Raw genomic sequence first — 19,674 nt, forward strand, 5'->3', positions numbered from 1 at the left:
TGGTGTGCTGAAAGGAGAGATCGCTAGTGTTCAGCTGGAACGGCATAGGTCAGATCGGTAGGGCCCGGGTAGGTTCCCAGAATGTCGGCGACTGCTTCGGCGATGGCTTTGGTCGGGTCGCCATCCACACCGATATCGAGGATGCCGAACACGCTCACCCCACCCGCAACCACGCGGATCAGGGGGCCGATTTCGGACTCCACAGTTGCGAGGAATATCGAACGGTGGCGGCAGGTCGGTCGATTGCGGTGTGCGGATTTCTGCCAGCTTGCCCGTGCGAGGTTTCAGGCGTTTGCGTAGCCACCGGCGTTCCACACGTACCAGCGGAACTGCTGTGGTGCGAGAGCCTGCCGGGAAGGGATTCCCGGTGCTGGTGAGTAGGGCCAAAACGCGACGCCGCACCGATGGCAATAGAAACCAGCTCGCCACACCTCATGCGCGTTGCCTCGGCCCCGTATAACTCTGCCGTTGCGACGAATACGGCATATAGCAACGGTGAGCGGCACAGCCCCAGGCGCCGCCAACATCCCGAAGAACACGACCACCGATAGCGCGGCGACCCAATGTGACACCCCAGGAGCCGGATCGGCGATCGAGACGATCGCCGGGACGATCCAGCACATAACTGGCAAGAGCAACACCAGCGCGGTGAAAGTCAAGCGTCCCGCTGGAGCACGGGCTGGTTCCCGGGACAGACTCGCTGCGAGTGCTGTTGTGTGCGTGCGCTCTACGGTGGCAGTGCCGAACACCGGAACCAGTCCAGTCGAAGTTACCCCGACCCCGGAATAGCTGTTCGTCCCGGAACTGGTCGACACACCGTCGGCATGAAGGGCCGGCACACTCTGCACCCAGTCGAGTTGGCTGCAGTGCGGACACGTCAGATCGATGTCCATGCGGGGAACCCCCTCCAAAGCCGTTGCGCTGTAGCGGCGCGTCTGTGGTGCTGGTACCTGCAACGAAAGCTCTGGCTGGTATCCAACACCTTCCATGACCTGCTGTCGAGAGATATTTGTGAGCTTCTGCATCGATGTTCCTTCCCATAGCTTGCTGATGAGTCGGATTCAGGTGATTCGGTTGCAACTGACCTCAGTCCGGGCCAAGTGTCGTTTGCCACCGTTGTGGCTCTGGCGCAAACAGTGTGATCGTCATCGAAAACATGCTGAGCTGTCGCATGGGTGAGCAGGATGCGTTTTCTCAGCAAGTCCAGATTTGCTCTACCGAAGCATTGGCGTTTCAGGTGCTTCAGTTTTATATTGACGGTGCCTTCAGTTGGGCCGTTGCTCCCCGGGAGGGTGAGTCCGGCGGTTACGGCGGCGAAGTCGTGTTCGAGGCCGGTGGCGGTTGTTCCAGAGGTGCCACCTGTCCGCGCATTGGGTGGCCTGCGGTGCGCCACGGCGGGCGCCCTCCATGGTGCCGGCCCGATCTCGAGTAATCACCTCGATTTCCGGATGCGCGGCCAGCCAGGTGGCCAGCGGATCGGCCTCGCGGCCGTCGAGGACATCGATCGGCCGGTGGGTAGCCATGTCGAGCAGGATCGTTGCGTACCTGCGGCCGCGTTTCACGGCGAAATCGTCGACGCCCAAGACCTTTACGGCACTGACCGGCGGATCTGGCAACCCACGGACCAGCTGCAACAAGGTGTCCCGGCTGGCCGGGAGTCCCAACCGGCTCGCCGGCCGCGCACCAGCCCGCCCCGCCAGGGCCAATCCGATCGTGGTCAGCATCGAGGTCAACTGGTTCGTCCGCCGCGACCACCTCACCGTGAGTCCATCCACCTGCTCGGCGAAAGTCCTTGCCGCACAACTGGTGTTCGGGCAGAAAAAGCGTCGCACGACCAATCGCAGGATCATCATGCGGCCACCGATCGCGGCATCGGCCACCCGGCGCCGATACCGGGAATGCGCACGCGCCGAAACCGTTTCACATCCCGGACAGCGGGCCGCCGAGGTGGCAACGGCCGCCTCCACGACCACAGCATCGCCCTCGGAACAGATGTCGCCAATCACCAAATTACCCCAGTGCGGCAACAACTTTCGAACCAGATCAAAGCACGCTCGCCACCATCACCCATGCAGAACCAGATCCGACGCCAACACGCCGAACAGCGCAATCACGCTGTTTGCGCCAGAACCCATCACCCTGGCAGCCGACAGTGTCGGGCAGGCGATCCGAACGCTACAGTGGCAGCTCATCGGCCTCGCAGCAATGCTGCGGCGAATTACGCTCGGTCGGCACCCGGATCCCCCGCTTTCGCAGCCCAATGGGCGAGGTTCGCTCGAATCATGAGAGGGTTGGGGTGTTCGGGCCCCGACACCTGTTCGAGGAGAGGCAGCAACGCGGCGAATTGGTCCCGGGCCGTACCCGCATCCCCCGCCTCACCCGTCCAATGAGCGAGGTTCGCCCGAACCGTGAGAGTCCTAGGGTGTTCGGGCCCCGACACCTGTTCGAGGAGAGGCAGCAACGCGGCGAATTGGTCCCGGGCCGTACCCGCATCCCCTGCCTCACCCGTCCAATGAGCGAGGTTCGCCCGAATCCTAAGAGTGTTGGGGTGTTTAGGCCCCGATACCCGCTCCCGAAGAGGCAGCAACGCGGCGTATTGGTCCCGGGCCGTACCCGCATCCCCCGCCTCACCCGTCCAACGTGCAAGACTCCCCCGGACCATGAGAGTGTCGGGATGTTCAGGCCCTGACACCCGCTCGAACAGGGGCACCAATGTGGCGAGCTGGGTGCGCGCGGCACCCGCATTCCCCGCCTCACCCGTCCAACGAGTGAGGTTCGCCCGAACCGTGAGAGTCCTAGGGTGTTCGGGCCCCGACACCTGTTCGAGGAGAGGCAGCAACGCGGCGTATTGGTCCCGGGCCGCACCCGCATCCCCCGCCTCACCCGTCCAACGCGCGAGGTTCGCCCGAACCACGAGAGTGTCGGGATGTTTGGGCCCCGATACCCGCTCCCGAAGAGGTACCAACGCGGCGTATTGGTCCCGGGCCGCACCAGCATCCCCGGCCTCACCGGATAAGTAGGCGAAGTTTCCCCGTGCTCTAAGCGTCTCGGGGTGTTCAGGCCCTGACACCCGCTCGAACAGAGGCACCAACGCGGCGAATTGGTCCCGGGCCGCACCCGCATCCCCCGCCTCACCCGTCCAACGTGCAAGACGCCCCCGGACCATGAGAGTGTCGGGATGTTCGGCCCCCAACACCCGCTCGAACAGGGGCACCAATGTGGCGAGCTGGGTGCGCGCGGCTCCCGCATCCCCCGCCTCACCCGTCCAACGGGCGTGGTCGCAGCGACCCCGAAGAGTGCTGGGGTCTTCGGGCCCTAAGACACGTTCACGAAGAGGTACCAACGCAGCGTATTGGTCCCGGGCGGCACTCACATCCCCCGCCTCACCCGTCCAACGCGCAAGACGCCCCCGGACCTTCAGAGTGTCGTGATGTTCTGGACTCCACACCTGTTCGTACAGAGGTAACAACTCGGCGTATTGGTCCCGGGCGGCACTCGCATCCCCCGCCTCACCCGTCCAGCGCGCAAGATGCTCGCGAGCGGTGAGGGTGTCAGAGTGCTGGGGACCCAGGGCCTCGTTGATTTGAATCGCCCAGCGGTACCAACGTTCTCGTTCGTCAGCAGCCCTTCGAAGGGGCCGCCCAACAAGGCTTTCGATCACATCGTCGACCTTCCCGCCGGCCAAAAGGTGGTCTGGTTCTGCGTACATCGCGTAACCATCAAGGGGATCGTTGGGGTCGTGTTGGTCTACTGGAGCAAGTTCACGGAGAGCAGCGACGATTGCCAGGTGAGCCTCTCGTGCATCGATAGCGAACCGGATGTTGAGATCGGGTCGAAGCAGATAATCTTCGGTGAGGCTGAGATGGAAAATTCCCACACGTTCCTCAGGTAACCCAGGGCGGGAACGCACAGTCAGCCCAGACAATCGGACGAGACTATCCCGGAATCGTGTAGAGGTGCTGGGTCCGCCGAGTCGACCAGCGGCAGCGACGGCCAGCTGCAGTGGCATAACCGGACCGACACCCGCAGCGGCGCATACCGCCAGCACAGGACGGAGCTGGGATTCCCACCGGTCCGGATCGTCGGCGCCAGCAGCAAGGAGCTCCGCCTCATAGAGCTCAATCAGCGAAGGGGAAACCTCAGATGGCAACCGCCCAGGTGCGAATCCGGGACGCACAGCCTGTTCGGAGAGCAGGTAAGCGTGCAGCCAGTTGCCTCCTGTCTTTTCGACAAGCATCGGTAGATGCTCCTCGGCGACGCCGCGGCGGCGAAGGTACGCGCCTAAGACGTCGTCACCTGGTTCCTCCACCGGAAGCACATGTGCTCCTGGTGGCACGGGGGCCCCTGGGCGCGCGGTCAACACGAAGCTCACCCCAGCAATATCCGGGCTCCCGCCGTCGCTGGTATGTGCGGCCGTGATGGCAGTGCGAACAATATGCTGGGTCGCCTGGGGCAACTCGTCGAGTGCATCGATCACCAGTCGAATTGGGTGCTCGAGTGTCAGCATCCTCAACGGACCAAGAACTCGGCGGTCGAGTGCAGGGAGCCCTCTGCGTTCGGCGGCGTCAAGCCGTCCGTCAAACTCATTGACCGCGCGTGCAAACCCGTCGACAGTGACCCGCAACTGTCCGGCTAGAGCGTTTGTCAGAGTTTCCATTGTGCTGGTTGATCTGGCGAATGCGATTGCATGCACGAATCCATCGGGAACATGGCCGCCGGCTTCCGCCGGCTGCGCCAATGCTGCCGAAAGTGTGCTCTTGCCACTGCCACGGGCGCCGGTGAGCACCACACACTGATGACCTTGGGCTGTGCTGACGAGGGCGTCGAGGGTATCTGTAGGTTGCAAACATTCGATAAGCTCGCTGATCCGAGCGTGCACTGCAACGCTGGCGATGTCGTCGGCGTCGTTAGCGAACGCGCGGTTGTAACCCAGCCAAAGGCCCTTGTCACCATCTTGGGCCCACCCACCGCCATCAACGGTGACTCGTTGTGGTCGTTGCGCTGGCGTCCCCTTTTGCAGTGGTCCGCGCAGGGCGTTGGCGTCGATCGTGTCGCCCGCTGTCGGAATGCCTCGGCGAAGCGCTCCGATCAGTGCGCGCGTGAAGTCCCCACCGTAGGCTGGGTTGTCGTCTGCGGCCGACAGAAGTTCGTATCGGCGCACATTCTTGCCCAGGCCCGTCTGCGCCCACTCGGTGGCACCCTGCTGCGCGGCGACACCTGAGTGACAGGTGTCGAGCCACACGATCAAACCACTCAGATCGGCACTGTCTCGTAACAGTTGCTTGAGCTCCTGTGACAGATGAACATCGCCTCTTGTCCTGCCTTGACCAGCCGAGTTCTTACTCAAGAAATAGAAATCCTCGCCCACAGCCATGCCATGTCCGAGCAGCGCCACGAAGAGGGTCGATCCAGTTCCGTCGGCCTGTTGGTCAACACTGTTCGCTTGTATGAATGCCTCTTCCAAAGCATCAAGGACCTGATCGTGAGTCGGGTCAAGTAGCAACCCCCCGGCGGACCGGTCAGGAAGACCTGGCTCACATGCCCCCAGACGGGGATCGGTCATCACCTCATATAATTCAATCGCCAGGTCGGGCAGGAAACTCAAGCGCATCGACTCACCGAACGAATCGCACTGTGATCCAATCACCAACGCTCGGCGCTGCACTTCGGCCATTATAAGAGAATCCCACGACGAACCCATCGAGCGCGGCAGAATAAAATAGAGCAGCACCATCCTCGATAAAGAGAACCGCTGCGAGTTCAGCCAGATGACCCGCAGCCTGGCCCAGGAGGCGAACGACTGGTGGCGCAAATCGTACTTGTGCATGGCATCGCTCAGGAACAGCTTTCGGCTGCTGCTCTCGAAGCCGAATGGCTTCCCAGCCTAGCTGGCGGACTGGAGAACGCCGGTCACAACGCGATGGCTGACCGTCTCCGAAGCGGCGAATTCACAGTGCGAATGGCATACTACGGTAACAGGTTTCATACCCCGGACCATCAAGGACTTGAACCGGAAGAGCTGACGGCAGACGAGCAAGTGATCGCGCATGAATTCGCGTTGGACCTATTAGAAAACGCGACATACTCCCCGAACCGCAAGGACGCCGAAGAAGCTCGCCACGAACTTGCGAAGCTCGAACGCGGCCCCCAAGATGCGCAGGGTAAGGTCAAGGCCGCGGCGGTCCGCGCTGTTGGTGCTCTTGATAAAGTGCCATGGTTCGGGCGCGGTACCCTCGCCGCGACATCCGCGATCAACCGTACTCTTGCCCAAGTCACCCGCTATTTAGATGATCCCGCCATCCATGACTACGCGATCGGCCAGGTTGACAAGTTCTTGGGGCCCGAAACCCGGGTTGTGATTGGGCATAGCCTCGGCTCGGTTGTAGCCTACGACGCGCTTCGTGCCCGATCGTCTGAGCATCCGGTACCGCTGCTGTTGACCCTGGGCAGCCCCCTTGGGTTTTCCGCGATCAGCCGACGGCTACAACCTCCGCCACCCGGATTCCCGTCCGTCGTCCGACGGTGGGTCAATATCGCCGCGCCCGACGACATTGTCGCTGCACGCAGCGACCTGCACACAGTTTTCGATCAGGGGCGACCAAACGGAGCTGTGTTCGAAGACACCTGGAAGGTCGACAACGGATCAAAACCCCACCAAATCAAGTTTTACCTCAACAAGGAAAGCTGCGGAAAGGCTGTTGCTGAATCTCTCCTCCCATTCGACTCGGACAGGTAACACGCTGATTGAAAGTCCCGCGGGACTGTAAATCTAACGGCTCCGGCGCATATTCGATGGTCGCGAACCTGTCTGGCCGTTCAAATCGCCGACGACCAATTGTGGTAGCGCAAAACGTCTACTACTACAGGACTATTCACGCCTTACGCGAACCTGCGGTTTCGTCGGCGGTGCCACGACCACCAAATGTGCAGCAGAGCCATTGGATTTGCAGTCCCCGCCCCGACAGTTGCGTCGCATATTTCAACCGGGCATCGCAGGACCGGCGCCGGTTTCGGATATCCTTCCGGCGGACGAGAACTTTCATATTCTGGAGACTGGGATTCAGGCAATCCAGCTCTCGCCCTATCACGCGGGTCTCCCAGCGCACCGTCCTTGACATACGGATTCGGCCACTGATTTCCTGGGATGCTCTTGTCCCCTTCAACCTTTCGGCGCTGGGAAAGCCATCAGACCCAAGAACCTTCTTTCGAATTCCTCCCGCCTGCGACGGGGATAAAACCAAGCGCCTCGAGGCGCACTGGAAGCGTTCCGCTTTGCCGTGAGTCGCCCTCGTCGACGAAGCAGGCGATGGCGTGCCCGTCGCCGCCGCGATCATCATCGACAAGATCGGCGTGGACATGTCCCGATTCCCCACCCCGGGGCACCTCTGCTCATGGGCGAAGTTCTCGCCCGGCATCAGCACCTCCGCGGGCAGACCCAAGGGCAACGGCTCAACCGGACACGGCAACCGCTACCTCGCCCGGGTCCTCGGCGAAGCCGCCGTCGTGGCCGGGCGCACCACAACCTTCCTCGGTGAACGCTACCGGCGCATCGCCAGACGACGAGGCAAGAAACGCGCCATCGTCGCCATCGGCCGCTCCATCCTCGTCATCGTCTGGCACCTGCTACACGACCCCGATACCCGATTCCACGACCTCGGCGCCGATCATTTCAGTCGCCACATCAACCCGAACACCAAGAAACGCAACCACATCCGCCAGCTCGAAGCCCTTGGCTACACCGTCACACTCACCCCAGCCGCCTAGCACGACCAGCAACAACAACCATGTCGGCTCCGCCGACAGCTACCGCCTGCCCGGTCACCGTCATTTTCGGATTAGAGGGCTTGTGCGCCTGAGAGTTTCGGTTGCAGAGGATGCGGCCGAGCATGCGCCAGCCGCCACTGAAACCAGAGCACCCAAGTGCGGCAGCAACTTTCGCACCAGATCAACGCACGCTCGCCACTTTCACCCATGCCGCGCCCGATCCGACGGCAACACGCCGAACAGCGACATCACACTGTTTGCGCCAGAACCACCGTTGTGGACCACCGCGTTGCCAGTCGTGGGACCACCGACAGCGGAACAGAAGTGGAACAGAAGTGGAACAGGTTATTGCGCTGTCGATTGGCGAACGCTTCGTTCCCGAACGACCGATACGCAGCATTATGGTGCCTTCGTCGGTGAATCTAGCCGGAGAGTCAGCGGTGGTGCTGGCAGGAGTTGCCGATTCTAAGCTCCCTCGTTTGATGTCATAGGTGCATCGCCGATGACGATGCCAACCGCTTAGGGAGGCTGGCGCTTTATGACGTCGAGCCGATGTCCAGGACGACGACCTCGATGTGCTTGTCAGGGAGGTGAGATCGGGCCTGCGCGCGCAGTTCCTCGGTCAATGCTTTCGCGTCCGGATACTTTTCGGGCCACGACGGCGGCCGCAGTTTAGGAGTGATCCAGTAAATGATGTAGATGCCGTGTGTGAGGGCGGCGGGTTCCATGTACTTGCCGACGAGTTGATCGTCGATCGCGGTCGGCAACTCGGGGTTGTTGACCCGCTTGGCTTCGAAGATTACACGGCCAAGGTCGCCCCCTCCGGAGGTGGCCGTGATGTCGATACGGGTGCCGACGCCAGCGGCACGGTGTCGAGTCACCTGTACTTCTCGATCAACGATGATGTGCTGGAGCCGCAGGCGAAGCTCGTGGGTCAGCCAATCTGAGATTGTGTCCTCGCCTTTGGGTGAGGCGCCCTTGGTGCCGGGTTCGCCGTCCCACACATGTCGAAAGAGAGCGCGTTCATGGATGTCGTGTTGGACCTGTTCAAGCTGTTCGAGCAGAACCGTGAGCAGTCCAGCGTTATTGCGTATCAGCCTGGCGTCGCCACTGGCCAGCAGGTCCATGAACGTGCGCGGCGGCAGTGGCTGCCAGTTCATCAGCGCCTCACGAGCGCGCGCCTGCTGCATTAGATGCTGGATTGCCTCGCGGTCTGCCGCTGGTCGCCCTTGCCCGAGCGCGGCCAAGGAGGAGGCCATGCCACGACCGGCCATCGAATGCAGTAGAAGGGGGCGCAGCCGCCGATTCGCTGCCTCTGGAGTCCATTTATCAAAGTCGTCGCTGTGCGCAGGATCCGCACCAACAGGCATCTCGTCGAGCAGCATGCCGGTCAGTGTGATGAGTGAGGAGTCGGATAAACGCTCGAGGTCCAGGTAGATCAGATGTTCCCTGGGGCCGTGTTGATTCTGCTCGGTGCACTGCGCCACCAGTTCGTCTGGTGCCAGCTTCGCGAGCGCGATGTAGGCCGTGGGAGGGACATCGTCCTCGCTGATCGTCGTACGGGCGACGTCGAGCGCGATGTCAGGCGCGTGGTCGATGAGCACGCTGATGGCCTCGCCGCGACGGGCTTCGGAGTGGTCGGCGTTTCGCGCTACTCGTTCCACTGCGGCGATCAGGTAGCTATCGGAGAAGTCGGCAAGTGGGTGGTGAGCGAACGAGGTGCCTTCAGCCTGGTGAATCTGTTCTCGCAGCGCTTCATCGATCGCGTCCCGTCCCGTCTGTGGCGCGGCATCGCGGATGCCTGGCAGCCCTGTTCCTAGGCTCATGTAGGTCGGTATCGCGGTGATCGCCGGGGCCCACGAGACCCAGGCAGGCGGCTCGACGACGGCCAGCAGGTCCGGACGATGTGCAAGCAGTGTCGCGAGTAGGAACACAGCAGCCCAGTCGGGCATCACGTCACTGAGAGTCCACTGGGATCGGCCCAGCCAGCCGCCGACCTCAGGCCGCCTGGTGTCGAGGTACTTCAGCCCGAGCCGCAGGAATTCCTCCTGTTCCTCGCTGGACATCGTGGACCACATCGGCCGACGGGTCAGATCCCGATCGAGTAGAACCTCGGGATCGTCGACCTGGTCACCGGTGAGCGCCACCACGACGTTCCACCAGTCGTTGACGTCCTCGTGCGCGCGAGCGATGGCATCACGCAGACGCGATTCGAACTCGGTCGAGGAAGGTCCCTCGTTGTTGCCTAGTTGGCGGGACCGCCAGTCGGGCCGTGAGGAGATTTCTCGAGATCCCTGGAAGCCTGCGAGTACGTCATAGGCCGGATGGTCCGTGCCGACGCCGAGAACACACTCGGCCGACTCGGCGTCGCCCACATCCCACGCGAGGTTGCTCAATGTCACGCGAGCAGGTTTGAGTGCTTCGGGTGGGGCGGTGCGCATCCAGTCGATAATCCATCCAAGGTCTGCGGGTGTGAGAATGGCCAGGTCGAGGACCGCGATGGAGGCGTCCTCGTGAGCACCCAGCGCGGCGACGGCCATGGCACGGCGCATGGACGGATCGTCGTCTACCTGCCATGGAAGATCCTCGCCGCTCAACCTGTATGCGAGTAACGGCTTGCTGCCCAACGCTTCTCCGATCACGGCCGCGATCGCAGGATTCCTCATGTCCCATGCCCGCCGCAGCAGCCTGCCGATCAGATCATCGAAGGCGCTGTCACTGTGCTCGGACCGACGGTGTAGCGCCTCAGTCAAGGTGGGGACGACCTCGTCGGAGGGAACGAGCGAGGGCAGCTCGCTTAGCAACCGGGAGTAGCTGCCGATGTAGTTCAGCGTGCGTCTAGGCCGCAGTGCTGTTCGGATGCGGTCGAAGTTCGCCGCGTCGGGCAGCATCGCTGGCATGGTCGCGGCGAGGATCTCGTCGCGGGGGTCCTCCTGCGAGTTCAGATCCAGCAGGGGCACCAACTCGGCTATGCGGTCGCGTGGCGCGACTTCGGCGAAGGCTTTCACGGCTTCCGCTCGTATCGGATCCGGCCAGCGCGGCTCGAGGGCGATTTCGAGGAGATCGTCGGCGGCCTCGAGCACGGCACACTGGCGCGCGATGCTGCAGATCCAGAAGACGACCCAGTGATTCGACGGGTCGGCTGCAGCGTCGTGGAGCTGGGCGGCCAGGTCGGGATGAGACAGCGCAGAGGTGTCGGTATTCCACCCTTCAGCGATCGTGCCCGTCGCAGCTCCGTGCAGCAGGGCCTCGACGAGCTGTTTGCGAACCTCGTTGTCGATCAGTTCCAGTCCGGCTGTGATCAGCAGTTGCTTGGCGTTGTCCGTGATCAGTGTGTCGAGAACATGCGAGCCCGAAGCCAGCAACCAGCCAAGCACCTCGATCATCGGTCCGGGAACCAGACCGTTGACGTTGGCCCCGAGTAGCGAAACGAGGCGCTGTCCAGCCACGCCGCGGCGCTTGAGATACGCCGCGGCCAGGAACTCTGCGTAGGACTGATGGACGAAGGTCACGGTGCCCTGCCCTGCCGCCGTGAAGAGGGTGGTGCCGAGGACCTCGCGAATATCGTCGACGGTCGGCAGGTACCCCGCCAAGTCGGGTTCGGTCTGGGGCGGCACCGAACTCACCGCGAGCACGAAGGCGTCACCCGCTGCGGGCTGAGCCGATCCACTCATGGATTGCTGCGCGACAGGGCCGAGCGCGAAGTTGCCCACGCCGCAGAATATTGACACAGCGGCCAGCCGCTCAGCGATCAGACGTCGACGGTAGTCATCGAGCTTCCCGGGCGGACGGGAGGTGCTGGTCTCGGACAGCATGCCGGTGACGGCATACTGCATGGCCCCCGACCGGGTCGCGGGCAGTTGGCTCGTCCGACGCCATTGGTTCAGCAAGTTCGACGCATGCAGAGGGTAAGTGAGCAGACGTGTCAGACGCGCGTCCTCGACCTCGGCCAAGAAGTCATCGGCGCCGGTGCCCGCCATCTCCCGGATCTCGGGCAAGTCCAGAGGAAGAAGCTCGAGCTCCTCGAACCCATGCAACGCTGCCCGCAACCCTTCTGCCAGGTCGAGCGTCCATGAACCAGGTCTGCAAGCGAACCGCCATGCTATGCGATCGGATCCCGGACGTTGTAGCAGCCTGACCAGCGCGTACCCAAGGTCAGGTTCAACCTGGAGCGCCTCGTCGACAGCATCGATGAAGACAACCTTCGCCGGAAGATCGGACGGCGAGGACTCGTCCGAGGGCAGGGAGCCGAGCAAGTCGGCGATGGATCGGCGACCGTCGAGCCGCAAGTCGATCGACACACTGTCAGCTTCTCGGCCCCTGAGCTCCTCGATCAGTGTGCTCTTACCGGCGCCTCCCGGTGCGAGCAACACATAGGAACTGTGGGTGCCGATCAGAGCCTCGGTCCGTCGGGGGCGGTCGCCCGTGTACCAGTCGCGGCTCAACGTCGCAGAGTCGAGCAGCCCGTCCCTCGTGCGCGGGATGTCGCTCTTTACCGAGGCCAGCCATCGGCCCATCACTCTGCTCCGCCCCGTCCCGTGGCTTGTCGCCTCTCCCCGGCACAGGTTCCTCGGCATCCGTCATGACAGTCGAAGCCTAGAACTCGTCGGCCTGTCGACCAAGACGCGGGTCGACGTGTCTGGCCATTCCATTGCCGGACGTTCAGATTGCCATCGCCGTTATCTGTCGGCATGCCGAATCTGGAACGTGTTCTCCCAGCGGATCGCCTGCTGTCGGTGGTTCCACGGCTGGCAACGCGGCGGTCCCGCAACGGGGTTCTGACGCGGATAGCGTGATCAGTCCGCGGGTCGGCGGATCTCTGTTGTCGAGCCGGATTCGTTGTGGCTGAGTAGTATTCGCTTCCGGAGCAGGTCCAGGTTCGATCTGCCAAAGCACTGTCTCTTGAGAGCCTTAACCTTGTTAACGGTGCCCTCGGTCGGTCCGTTGCTCCAGTTCAGGGTGAGTCCGGCTGTGACAGCGGCGAAGTCGTGCTCAAGGCCGGTGGCGAACGAATGCAGTGCGGGCAGGTCATCGGCTCGGACGCTCGCAATCCATTCCGGGAGGCGGTCGCCGCGTCGGTCGCGCATGAGGACCGCGAACGCGCCGACGTGACGGCGGGTGGCGGCAAGTTCGGGACAGTACGCCAGAATCGTGGTGAGCTGGCGTGTTTCGGCGTCGGACAGGTTGTCCGGGTGACGGGTGATCCAGCTGGTCACCGCCCGGATATTCGGTTTCGGCGGTGGGACCACCACCGGTCGCGCCGATGGCTTGCTGGCCTGGTAGGGCCGCAGGAAGCGGTAGACGTTGTTGGGACTGCCGCGGTAGCCGAGCTCACGCAGCTCGGTGATCAAGGCGGCGACATTGGTATGTCCGGCGTTCCAGCGGGTGAGTAGATGCGGCACGAACTGATCGATCATCCTGGCGCGAGACGTCGCGGTGGCGATGACGTCCTCAGGGTCGGCGGCCAGAGCGAACCGGCGCGCCGTCTTCCGATCGATATCGAGTTCTCTGGCGATGGTGCGCAAGCCTTTACCCTCAGCACGCAGCCGTTGCACCGCCTCGTACCGTTCGACGGCGCGAGCACGCAATCCCGCGTATCCATCGCCGCGATAATCTTCGGGCAGCAGTGGCGTGTTCTCGGTGGCCTCGCTCGCGACCGCTCCAGAAGAACCGTGGGCAGCAGCGCCGGGATCGCCACTGGCATTTGATGATTCGGTGAGACAACGACGGTGCGCCACCACTGTCTTTTCCACGGCTTGGCACAAGTTCTGCCACAAGTGCCACCTATCCGCGCATTGGGTGGCCTGGGGTGCGCCGCGGCGCGCTGCTTCGCTGTAGGCGCTGGCCCGGTCGCGGGTGATGATCTCGATTTCCGGATGCTGCGACAACCATGCCGCCAGCGGGTCGGCCTCACGCCCGTCGATAACGTCGACGGGTCGGTGGGTGGCCATGTCCAGCAGGATGGTGGCGTACCTGCGGGAACGTTTGACGGCGAAATCGTCGACCCCCAGCGCGGTGATCGCACCAACCGGCGGATCGGGCAGTGCGCGGATCAGCCGCAGCAGTGTATCCCGGCTGGCTGGCAACCCCAGCTGGGCCGCGAGCCGGGCACCGGCTCGTCCTGCCAGTGCCACCGCGATCCTGGTGAGCATCGCGGTCAGCTGATCGGTGCGGCGCGACCGTTTCACCGTGAGCCCGTCGACCTGTTCAGCGAAAGTCTTTGCCCGACAACCGGTATTCACGCAGAAGAACCGGCGCACCACAAGCCGCAGTACCATCTTCCGCCCGGCTACCGCCGCGTCGGCGAGCTGGCGGCGATAACGGGAATGCACACGACCAGAAAGGGTTCCGCATTCGCCGCATCGGGCCGTCGAGGTGGCAACAACAGCAGCCACGACGACGGTGTCGGCCTCGGCTCGAACGCCCTGAACCAGCAGATCGTTCAAGTGCGGCAACAAGATTCGAACAAGATCAACGCACGCCTGCCACCTTCACCCAAGCCGAGCCGGAAGTTGCGGTGACACGCCGACCGGCAAAATCACGCTATCCGCGTCAGAACCCGCAACGGTGGCAAACGACAGCAAAGTCAGCGCGTTGTGGCTGGCGTCCCGCTCGAGAGAAGTCGGAGTCGGCTGGATTGCAATCGGGCAGGTCGTCCGGACGTCAGCTGGAAGCGCTGCTCTGAATGGTTGCTAGAACCGAAGTTGGGCGGATGAACCGCGGATGTGTCGGAGATCGCTCGCGGAGAGTTCGGGTACTGTTGGCGCGCTCGCAGGTGATGACGCCGTCATCACAAGGCATCAGAACCAGGCGCTGAGCACGTGATGACCGTGTCATCAGCTGAGTGGTAGATTTTGTCGTGAAATGTAGTGACACGTCGCGAAGGTGCATTTGAGCGGCGGTGATACGCGCAGGTCAGCTCGTTGACCTGGTCGTTTCCAGTGGAGCGCAATGGGGTTCGATTCCCCCGGGGGTAGCGGTAACATATTTCTTTTGGCGTAGACGGCCTTTCCGGTAGCTTGGAAGTGATTCCGCGTCATGCACGCGGTCACTGCGGCGGCTTCTCAGGCATCGTGTCTTTCGACAATCGAAAGTTACGCATGATTACACCCCGCCCACGGCCTCGGAATGACGGCACCGTTGGTTGGCAGGTTCCCTTCCATTACTACGACACCGACGGCACGCGTCGGCAGTCCTCGGAAACCTTCGATGACTTCGAATCTGCCCGGGGCTGGGCTGCACTCGTTGACCGTGTGGGTGTTGATGACGCACTCGGCAGTCTCGAAGACCAGCGTTCCGGCACCGATCGGCCGGTGTTGTTGACCGAATGGCTGACCGAATACGTGGACCGACTCGCTGCGGTTCAGGATGATGTTCGCCTCAAGTATCACTCTTACATCCGCAACGACATTGCTCCGTTTTTCGGCGCGAGCGCGCCGATCGACGCGGTCACCCGGGACAGCGATGCCGCCTGGATCGCCTACCTCAGGCAGGACAAGGGAAATTCACCGAAGACGGTCAGGAACAAGCACGCCTTCCTGTCGGCCGGTCTAGGTGCGGCCGTACAGCACCGCCCGTCGCTGCTGCCATTTAATCCGTGCGCCCAAATGAGGCTCACGCCGCAGGGAGAGGATCCGGATCAGCAATGACGCAATGTAGGCCATCGGCTAAAGGACCCGCCGAGCGCATGGGATGAGGAGACCGAGACTCTCGTTGTCCAGTGGGCGCTTCAGTTCATCGACATGACTGCCGAGCCAGTCGCCATTCCCAACCGCAATCGAGTGTCCAGCAGCTTGTCGTATGTGGTACGCGGCTCCAGGGGTAGCGGCACTGGCCGCGGGGACTGGTGTGGATTGTTGTGCTTGGTGTTCGCCACGCCGTGGCGGTGAGTGCTGTGTCATCGATCAGCGTTTAGCTTGTGTGGCGACAACAATGCAATGGATACGTCGCCCTGCGAAGCATGTGGTTGTCCGCGGTTCGGATGCTCTTAACCGCAGTGTTGGTGGGCCTGCGGGGTTGACTCGCAGGCCGCCTACGGATGTGGACACGATGATGTTGTCATGATCAGGATTCTCGATCCATGTGTTGACCGCGTGATGACAGCAGACGGGATTTCGGTCGTGAAATGTAGTGTGACGCCGCGAAAATGTAATTTAGTGGCAGTGATACGGATACGCGCAGGTCGAGTTGGCTGACCGCGCGTATTGTCTGGGGCCCAAGGGGTTTCGAGCCCCTGGGTCATGTCGTGTATCGCTGGTGAGGCTTTCGGCATCGACCAAGGATCGAGGCTGAATGCCGACTGTTCAGGGCTGGTGCATGGTCGGGGGTGACAAGTTCGGCGGCGACGGGTGGAATGCTGCGGCGAGCAGGGTGTCGTGGCTGCTCATCGTCGGTCCTGCGGCGGTATCGGATGGCGACGGCGAGTTGGGCGCCTTTTAAACGGCCTGCTTGGTTCGGTGGTTGTCGCGGGGCTGCGGGAGTGGTCGTCGAGGTGGCTGGGCGGCTGGTGGCTTCGATGGCAGCGGCGATGTCGTCGGCGGTGAGGAACCAGGAGCGGCCGGCCTTGTGTCCCGGGAAGCAGCCGGTCTTGAGTTGCTCGATATACCAGCGTTCTGACTTGCCCAGCGCGCGTGCACCAACTGAGACCGGGTAGGTCGCCTCGTGCGGACCACCGGGCGCAAGCTGCTCGAACTCGGACAGCGAGGTAGTCGAATTGTCGCTCACCATCAACCCTCTCGTTCGGTGGGTCGGTCATGGCGATGCCAGCCCATGGACATGTCGGCATCGGAGGTGGGAGTCGATTCTATGGTGGCCGCGGATCTCACTCCTTTCTGCGGCCCAGGTTATCGCCGACCGGCTGCCCTGGGTGCGTGCCGAACATGCTCGCCCTCGTCGCCTGACCGCACACGCCGCTACACATCCACCGACCGAAATCCATTCCATTCGATTCCCCGTGAAACGGAATGCAATGGAATGGATTGAAACGGAATCCGCGATGTCGAACGCCGTCACCACTGACACCGCGGCCGAGCCCGGTCAGTGCCAATTGCCCGGCTGTACCTCGATTACTACGGCTCGGCAGTCGGGTCAGCGGCGGTGGCGATAGTCAGCCGTCGATGTGGCGGGACGGCTCCGCGGGAACGTCGTCGGTGTCGTCTGGCCCGCGCGGGCCTTCCTGGGCGCGGCGAGGATTTCGGCGGCGACGGTTTCGATTGTTGCGGCGTCGCTGAGTATTCGACTGATGGTCGAGCGGCTTTTGTTCAGTTCCCGTGCGATTCGGGTTGGTGTCCACCCATCGAGGTGGTGATGAGTCAGTGCTCGGGCGACCATGTCGGGATCGCGGCGGCGGCCGGGGTCTCGTGCGCACAGAAGCGCCGCCACATCCTGGAACTCTGCGTCGGTGCGGTCGGCTAACGGCGGTGGCATGCGCACATGATCGCTATCGATCATCACCTCGGGTTGAGTCGCTGTCGGCGTGGTAGATGGTGTGCACGTGTTCTGCGGTGCGTGCTGATCGGTGGTGGCCGGACGGATGTCACTGTGGGTGGTTGAGTGGGCGAGCGCGAGCAGTGCGACCGTCGCTTGAGCCATCGACCCTTCGATGATCAACGGCCACAGCCACGCTTCACCGTGCGGGACACCGGCGGTGATCGCCAGCGACCGCAGGGCGGTGAACGATAGCCAGAACGCCCCGATGGCAATGAATGCGGTCATCGCGGTCGCGACCACGTGGGTACCGCGGGCTCCGGCGTGCGCACGCAGCAGAACCGAGACCCCGTGCACCGCGGCCAGCAGCGCCAGGGGCGGAATGACGGCAACCGCCGCGGCGACCGCGGGCAGCGCGGTGTCGTGCAAGAGGGCTTGGGTGGCGTTGCCGGTGATGCTCAGGATGGCCGCTGCCGTGAGCACGGTCCAGAAGAACGCGTGCGCACGCGGCTTACGGGTGGTCGGTGCGGGCCGTGCGGTGTGCACGCCGGCGTGAGGTGAGTCGATGGATGTGTCAGGCATGGGACAGCTTCCTTGTGCAGGCGTGGTCAGCGTGCGGACGAGGCATGTGTGCTCGGCTGGTGTGCGGATACCTCGGTTGAGATGGATCGCGAGTTGCAACCCAGGCGCTTTGACTTGGGCGCTACCGACCGGAAAGGGCTCCACATGAGCTGGATGCCGACCCGGCGCCCTTTCCGAGACCGCGCGCTATTCGTTGGGCTGGCTGCCGTAGTCGGCAGATGGGGCCAGGGGATGTTGTTCACCGGTGAGCCAAGACAACGCTTCGGCGACTTCGCTGGTGCTGGCGCGGGTGTAGATCGTGGTAGCGCCGTCGCGATGGCTGTCGGCGTGTCCGGCATAGGCTTTGGCGACCGATAATCCGAAGTTGCGTTCGACCCATTTCAGGGTGGTGTGGCGCAGCCAGTAGATGCTGATGCCGCGCACGGTGATGTCAGGGATGTAGCGCGACATGCGGACGAACATGTTTTCGTAGCGGCGACGACGGACCGGGCGTCCGCCACGTTTGGATCGCAACAGTGGTTCGTCTGGGGCGACGGGGCGGTCGGCGGCGTGGCGCAGCAGCGCGTCCATCAGGCTGGGGGAGACGGGCTGCCAGCGCTCGGTGTTGCCTTTCTCGCGCAGGCGGATCAGGCATTGGGTTGTGTCGAGATCGATACGGCGCAGCGACATCGCACCGATAGGGCGACATGCGGTTTCGGTGTGTAGCCGCAGCAACAAAAGGTCGAGTTCGGGGTCCTGACCGGTGGTCGCCGCGATGTCGTACATCTGCCGCAGAATCTCGTCGGGGATCTTGTCGCGGGTGGAGGGCTGCTGGCGGGGCAGTCGTAACCGCTGGGCGGGATTGTCGGTCGCGTCGATGAGGCGATCGTCGACCGCGCTCTGGTACAGGCGGCGTAGTGCGACGACGGCATGGATGCGCACGGAGTAGCCGTTGCGATCGTTGCGGCGCACCTTGCGTTGGGTCTGGAGCAGCTCGATGGCCAGTTGGAGGTCGGTGACGGTGACTTCGTCGAGACGCCGATCGGCCCAGCCGTCGAGTTCGAGCAGGCGGCGCCAATATCCCAGGTAGGCGTCACGGGTGAGCGTGGCAGGCAGGGATGCGTAGACGCGGGGGATGTATTCGGCGAAAGTCGGTACTGGAGGGCGAGTGCTCAGCCCTTTCAAGTCCTCTGCGGACACACCGAGGCTCTGTAGCACGGTCAGGGCGGTGGCGATCTTGTCAGGTGCTGGGGGAGTCATGCCGGTCCCTTATCGGTGAGGGCGGTGAACAGCGGTGCGGTCAGCTCGTCTATGAGTGGTCGGGGGAGTACGAGCAGCGTTTCGCTGGGTAGGTGGGCGGCCAGGAGGACGCGCTGCCCGGCGCCGATGCGCAGCGCACGGCGGATCGCCGCGGGCAGATGCAAGCTGCCCTGGTTGTCGATGCGGGCGTGTTCACCGGGGCAGGTGACCACGACGAAGCCCGCGCGCAGCCGGATTCGCACCCGCGTGCCGGGGGACCAGCTCAGGGTGCGGAACATGACTGCGTCGCTGATCCGGCCTTTGACATCGATGGAGCCGACGCCGTAGAGAGTTGTGTTCGCTGGCAGTTCGCTAACCGGTGCTAACGGCGGTGCGGGCGGACGCGGTGTGCGTCGCGTGGAACCAGGTTCTCTACTGTCTGCGCGGCTCGGCGGGATCAGTGGTCGCACTGTGTCAGAAGACACGGCTGTCGGCCTCTGCCAGCGCTATCGATCAGCGAACTAGGCGGTAGGGTGTTCCGGCGGCGTACCGACACCTGGGCAGTAGTGAGTTCGCAACGAGTTCGCGTCACTGTTCCGTTACTGTCCAGCACGAAACGCCACGATCGCTTAGATTGCCAAACGGGTGGTGACACCCGGGTTTCTCGAATCCGAAATGTGGAGG

General features: G+C 63.0%; 12 protein-coding genes. 3 read left to right on the forward strand and 9 right to left on the reverse strand.

The window, feature by feature from the left end; translation table 11 throughout:
* Positions 1–23 precede the first annotated feature (23 nt).
* The 3 genes from OIE68_RS46090 to OIE68_RS46100 all read right to left on the reverse strand — a co-directional run bounded on the left by OIE68_RS46090 (position 24) and on the right by OIE68_RS46100 (position 5,827).
* Positions 24–203, reverse strand: coding sequence for a hypothetical protein (locus OIE68_RS46090; protein ID WP_327097170.1), 180 nt, complete (start codon positions 201–203; stop codon positions 24–26).
* Between the two features lie 1,062 nt (positions 204–1,265).
* Positions 1,266–2,006 (reverse strand): ISL3 family transposase, encoded by a 741-nt coding sequence (locus OIE68_RS46095; protein WP_327097171.1) that lies wholly within the window; start codon positions 2,004–2,006, stop codon positions 1,266–1,268.
* Positions 2,007–2,218: 212 nt separating this feature from the next.
* Complete coding sequence (locus OIE68_RS46100) at positions 2,219–5,827, reverse strand: tetratricopeptide repeat protein (protein ID WP_327097172.1); 3,609 nt, start codon at positions 5,825–5,827, stop codon at positions 2,219–2,221.
* Between OIE68_RS46100 and OIE68_RS46105 the strand changes: the two genes are divergently transcribed.
* Complete coding sequence (locus tag OIE68_RS46105) at positions 5,804–6,736, forward strand: hypothetical protein (protein WP_327097173.1); 933 nt, start codon at positions 5,804–5,806, stop codon at positions 6,734–6,736. The genes OIE68_RS46100 and OIE68_RS46105 overlap by 24 nt on opposite strands.
* A 575-nt stretch (positions 6,737–7,311) precedes the next feature.
* Entirely contained in the window at positions 7,312–7,764 is a 453-nt protein-coding gene (locus OIE68_RS46110; protein ID WP_327097174.1) for a transposase, read from the forward strand.
* Between the two features lie 536 nt (positions 7,765–8,300).
* Here the strand turns inward: OIE68_RS46110 and OIE68_RS46115 are convergent.
* On the reverse strand, positions 8,301–12,281 hold the full coding sequence (locus tag OIE68_RS46115) for a hypothetical protein (RefSeq protein ID WP_327097175.1): 3,981 nt from the start codon (positions 12,279–12,281) through the stop codon (positions 8,301–8,303).
* A 279-nt stretch (positions 12,282–12,560) separates the two neighbouring features.
* Positions 12,561–14,222 (reverse strand): ISL3 family transposase, encoded by a 1,662-nt coding sequence (locus tag OIE68_RS46120; RefSeq protein ID WP_327097176.1) that lies wholly within the window; start codon positions 14,220–14,222, stop codon positions 12,561–12,563.
* A 615-nt stretch (positions 14,223–14,837) separates the two neighbouring features.
* On the opposite strand from OIE68_RS46120, the gene OIE68_RS46125 reads away from it, so the two are divergent.
* Positions 14,838–15,413 (forward strand): hypothetical protein, encoded by a 576-nt coding sequence (locus OIE68_RS46125; RefSeq protein ID WP_327097177.1) that lies wholly within the window; start codon positions 14,838–14,840, stop codon positions 15,411–15,413.
* A 589-nt stretch (positions 15,414–16,002) separates the two neighbouring features.
* Here the strand turns inward: OIE68_RS46125 and OIE68_RS46130 are convergent.
* The 4 genes from OIE68_RS46130 to OIE68_RS46145 form a co-directional block, all read right to left on the reverse strand.
* Positions 16,003–16,491 (reverse strand): hypothetical protein, encoded by a 489-nt coding sequence (locus tag OIE68_RS46130; protein WP_327097178.1) that lies wholly within the window; start codon positions 16,489–16,491, stop codon positions 16,003–16,005.
* A 360-nt stretch (positions 16,492–16,851) separates the two neighbouring features.
* On the reverse strand, positions 16,852–17,772 hold the full coding sequence (locus tag OIE68_RS46135) for a DUF2637 domain-containing protein (RefSeq protein WP_327097179.1): 921 nt from the start codon (positions 17,770–17,772) through the stop codon (positions 16,852–16,854).
* A gap of 186 nt (positions 17,773–17,958) precedes the next feature.
* Positions 17,959–19,011 carry a site-specific integrase gene (locus tag OIE68_RS46140; protein ID WP_327097180.1) on the reverse strand — a complete coding sequence of 351 codons (1,053 nt, stop codon included), beginning with the start codon at positions 19,009–19,011 and terminating at the stop codon, positions 17,959–17,961.
* Positions 19,008–19,289 carry an AbrB/MazE/SpoVT family DNA-binding domain-containing protein gene (locus OIE68_RS46145; protein WP_327097181.1) on the reverse strand — a complete coding sequence of 94 codons (282 nt, stop codon included), beginning with the start codon at positions 19,287–19,289 and terminating at the stop codon, positions 19,008–19,010. The genes OIE68_RS46140 and OIE68_RS46145 overlap by 4 nt, the downstream gene beginning before the upstream one ends.
* Between the last annotated feature and the right edge of the window lie 385 nt (positions 19,290–19,674).

It is taken from the genome of Nocardia vinacea (assembly GCF_035920345.1).
Taxonomy (GTDB): Bacteria; Actinomycetota; Actinomycetes; order Mycobacteriales; family Mycobacteriaceae; genus Nocardia; species Nocardia vinacea_A.

Bases quoted from the DNA above. Each gene is read 5' to 3' on its own strand.
- OIE68_RS46130 (WP_327097178.1), bottom strand. From the start codon at position 16,491: ATGGTGAGCGACAATTCGACTACCTCGCTGTCCGAGTTCGAGCAGCTT.
- OIE68_RS46145 (WP_327097181.1), bottom strand. From the start codon at position 19,289: ATGTTCCGCACCCTGAGCTGGTCCCCCGGCACGCGGGTGCGAATCCGG.
- OIE68_RS46135 (WP_327097179.1), bottom strand. From the start codon at position 17,772: ATGCCTGACACATCCATCGACTCACCTCACGCCGGCGTGCACACCGCA.
- OIE68_RS46115 (WP_327097175.1), bottom strand. From the start codon at position 12,281: ATGGGCCGATGGCTGGCCTCGGTAAAGAGCGACATCCCGCGCACGAGG.
- OIE68_RS46140 (WP_327097180.1), bottom strand. From the start codon at position 19,011: ATGACTCCCCCAGCACCTGACAAGATCGCCACCGCCCTGACCGTGCTA.
- OIE68_RS46100 (WP_327097172.1), bottom strand. From the start codon at position 5,827: ATGCACAAGTACGATTTGCGCCACCAGTCGTTCGCCTCCTGGGCCAGG.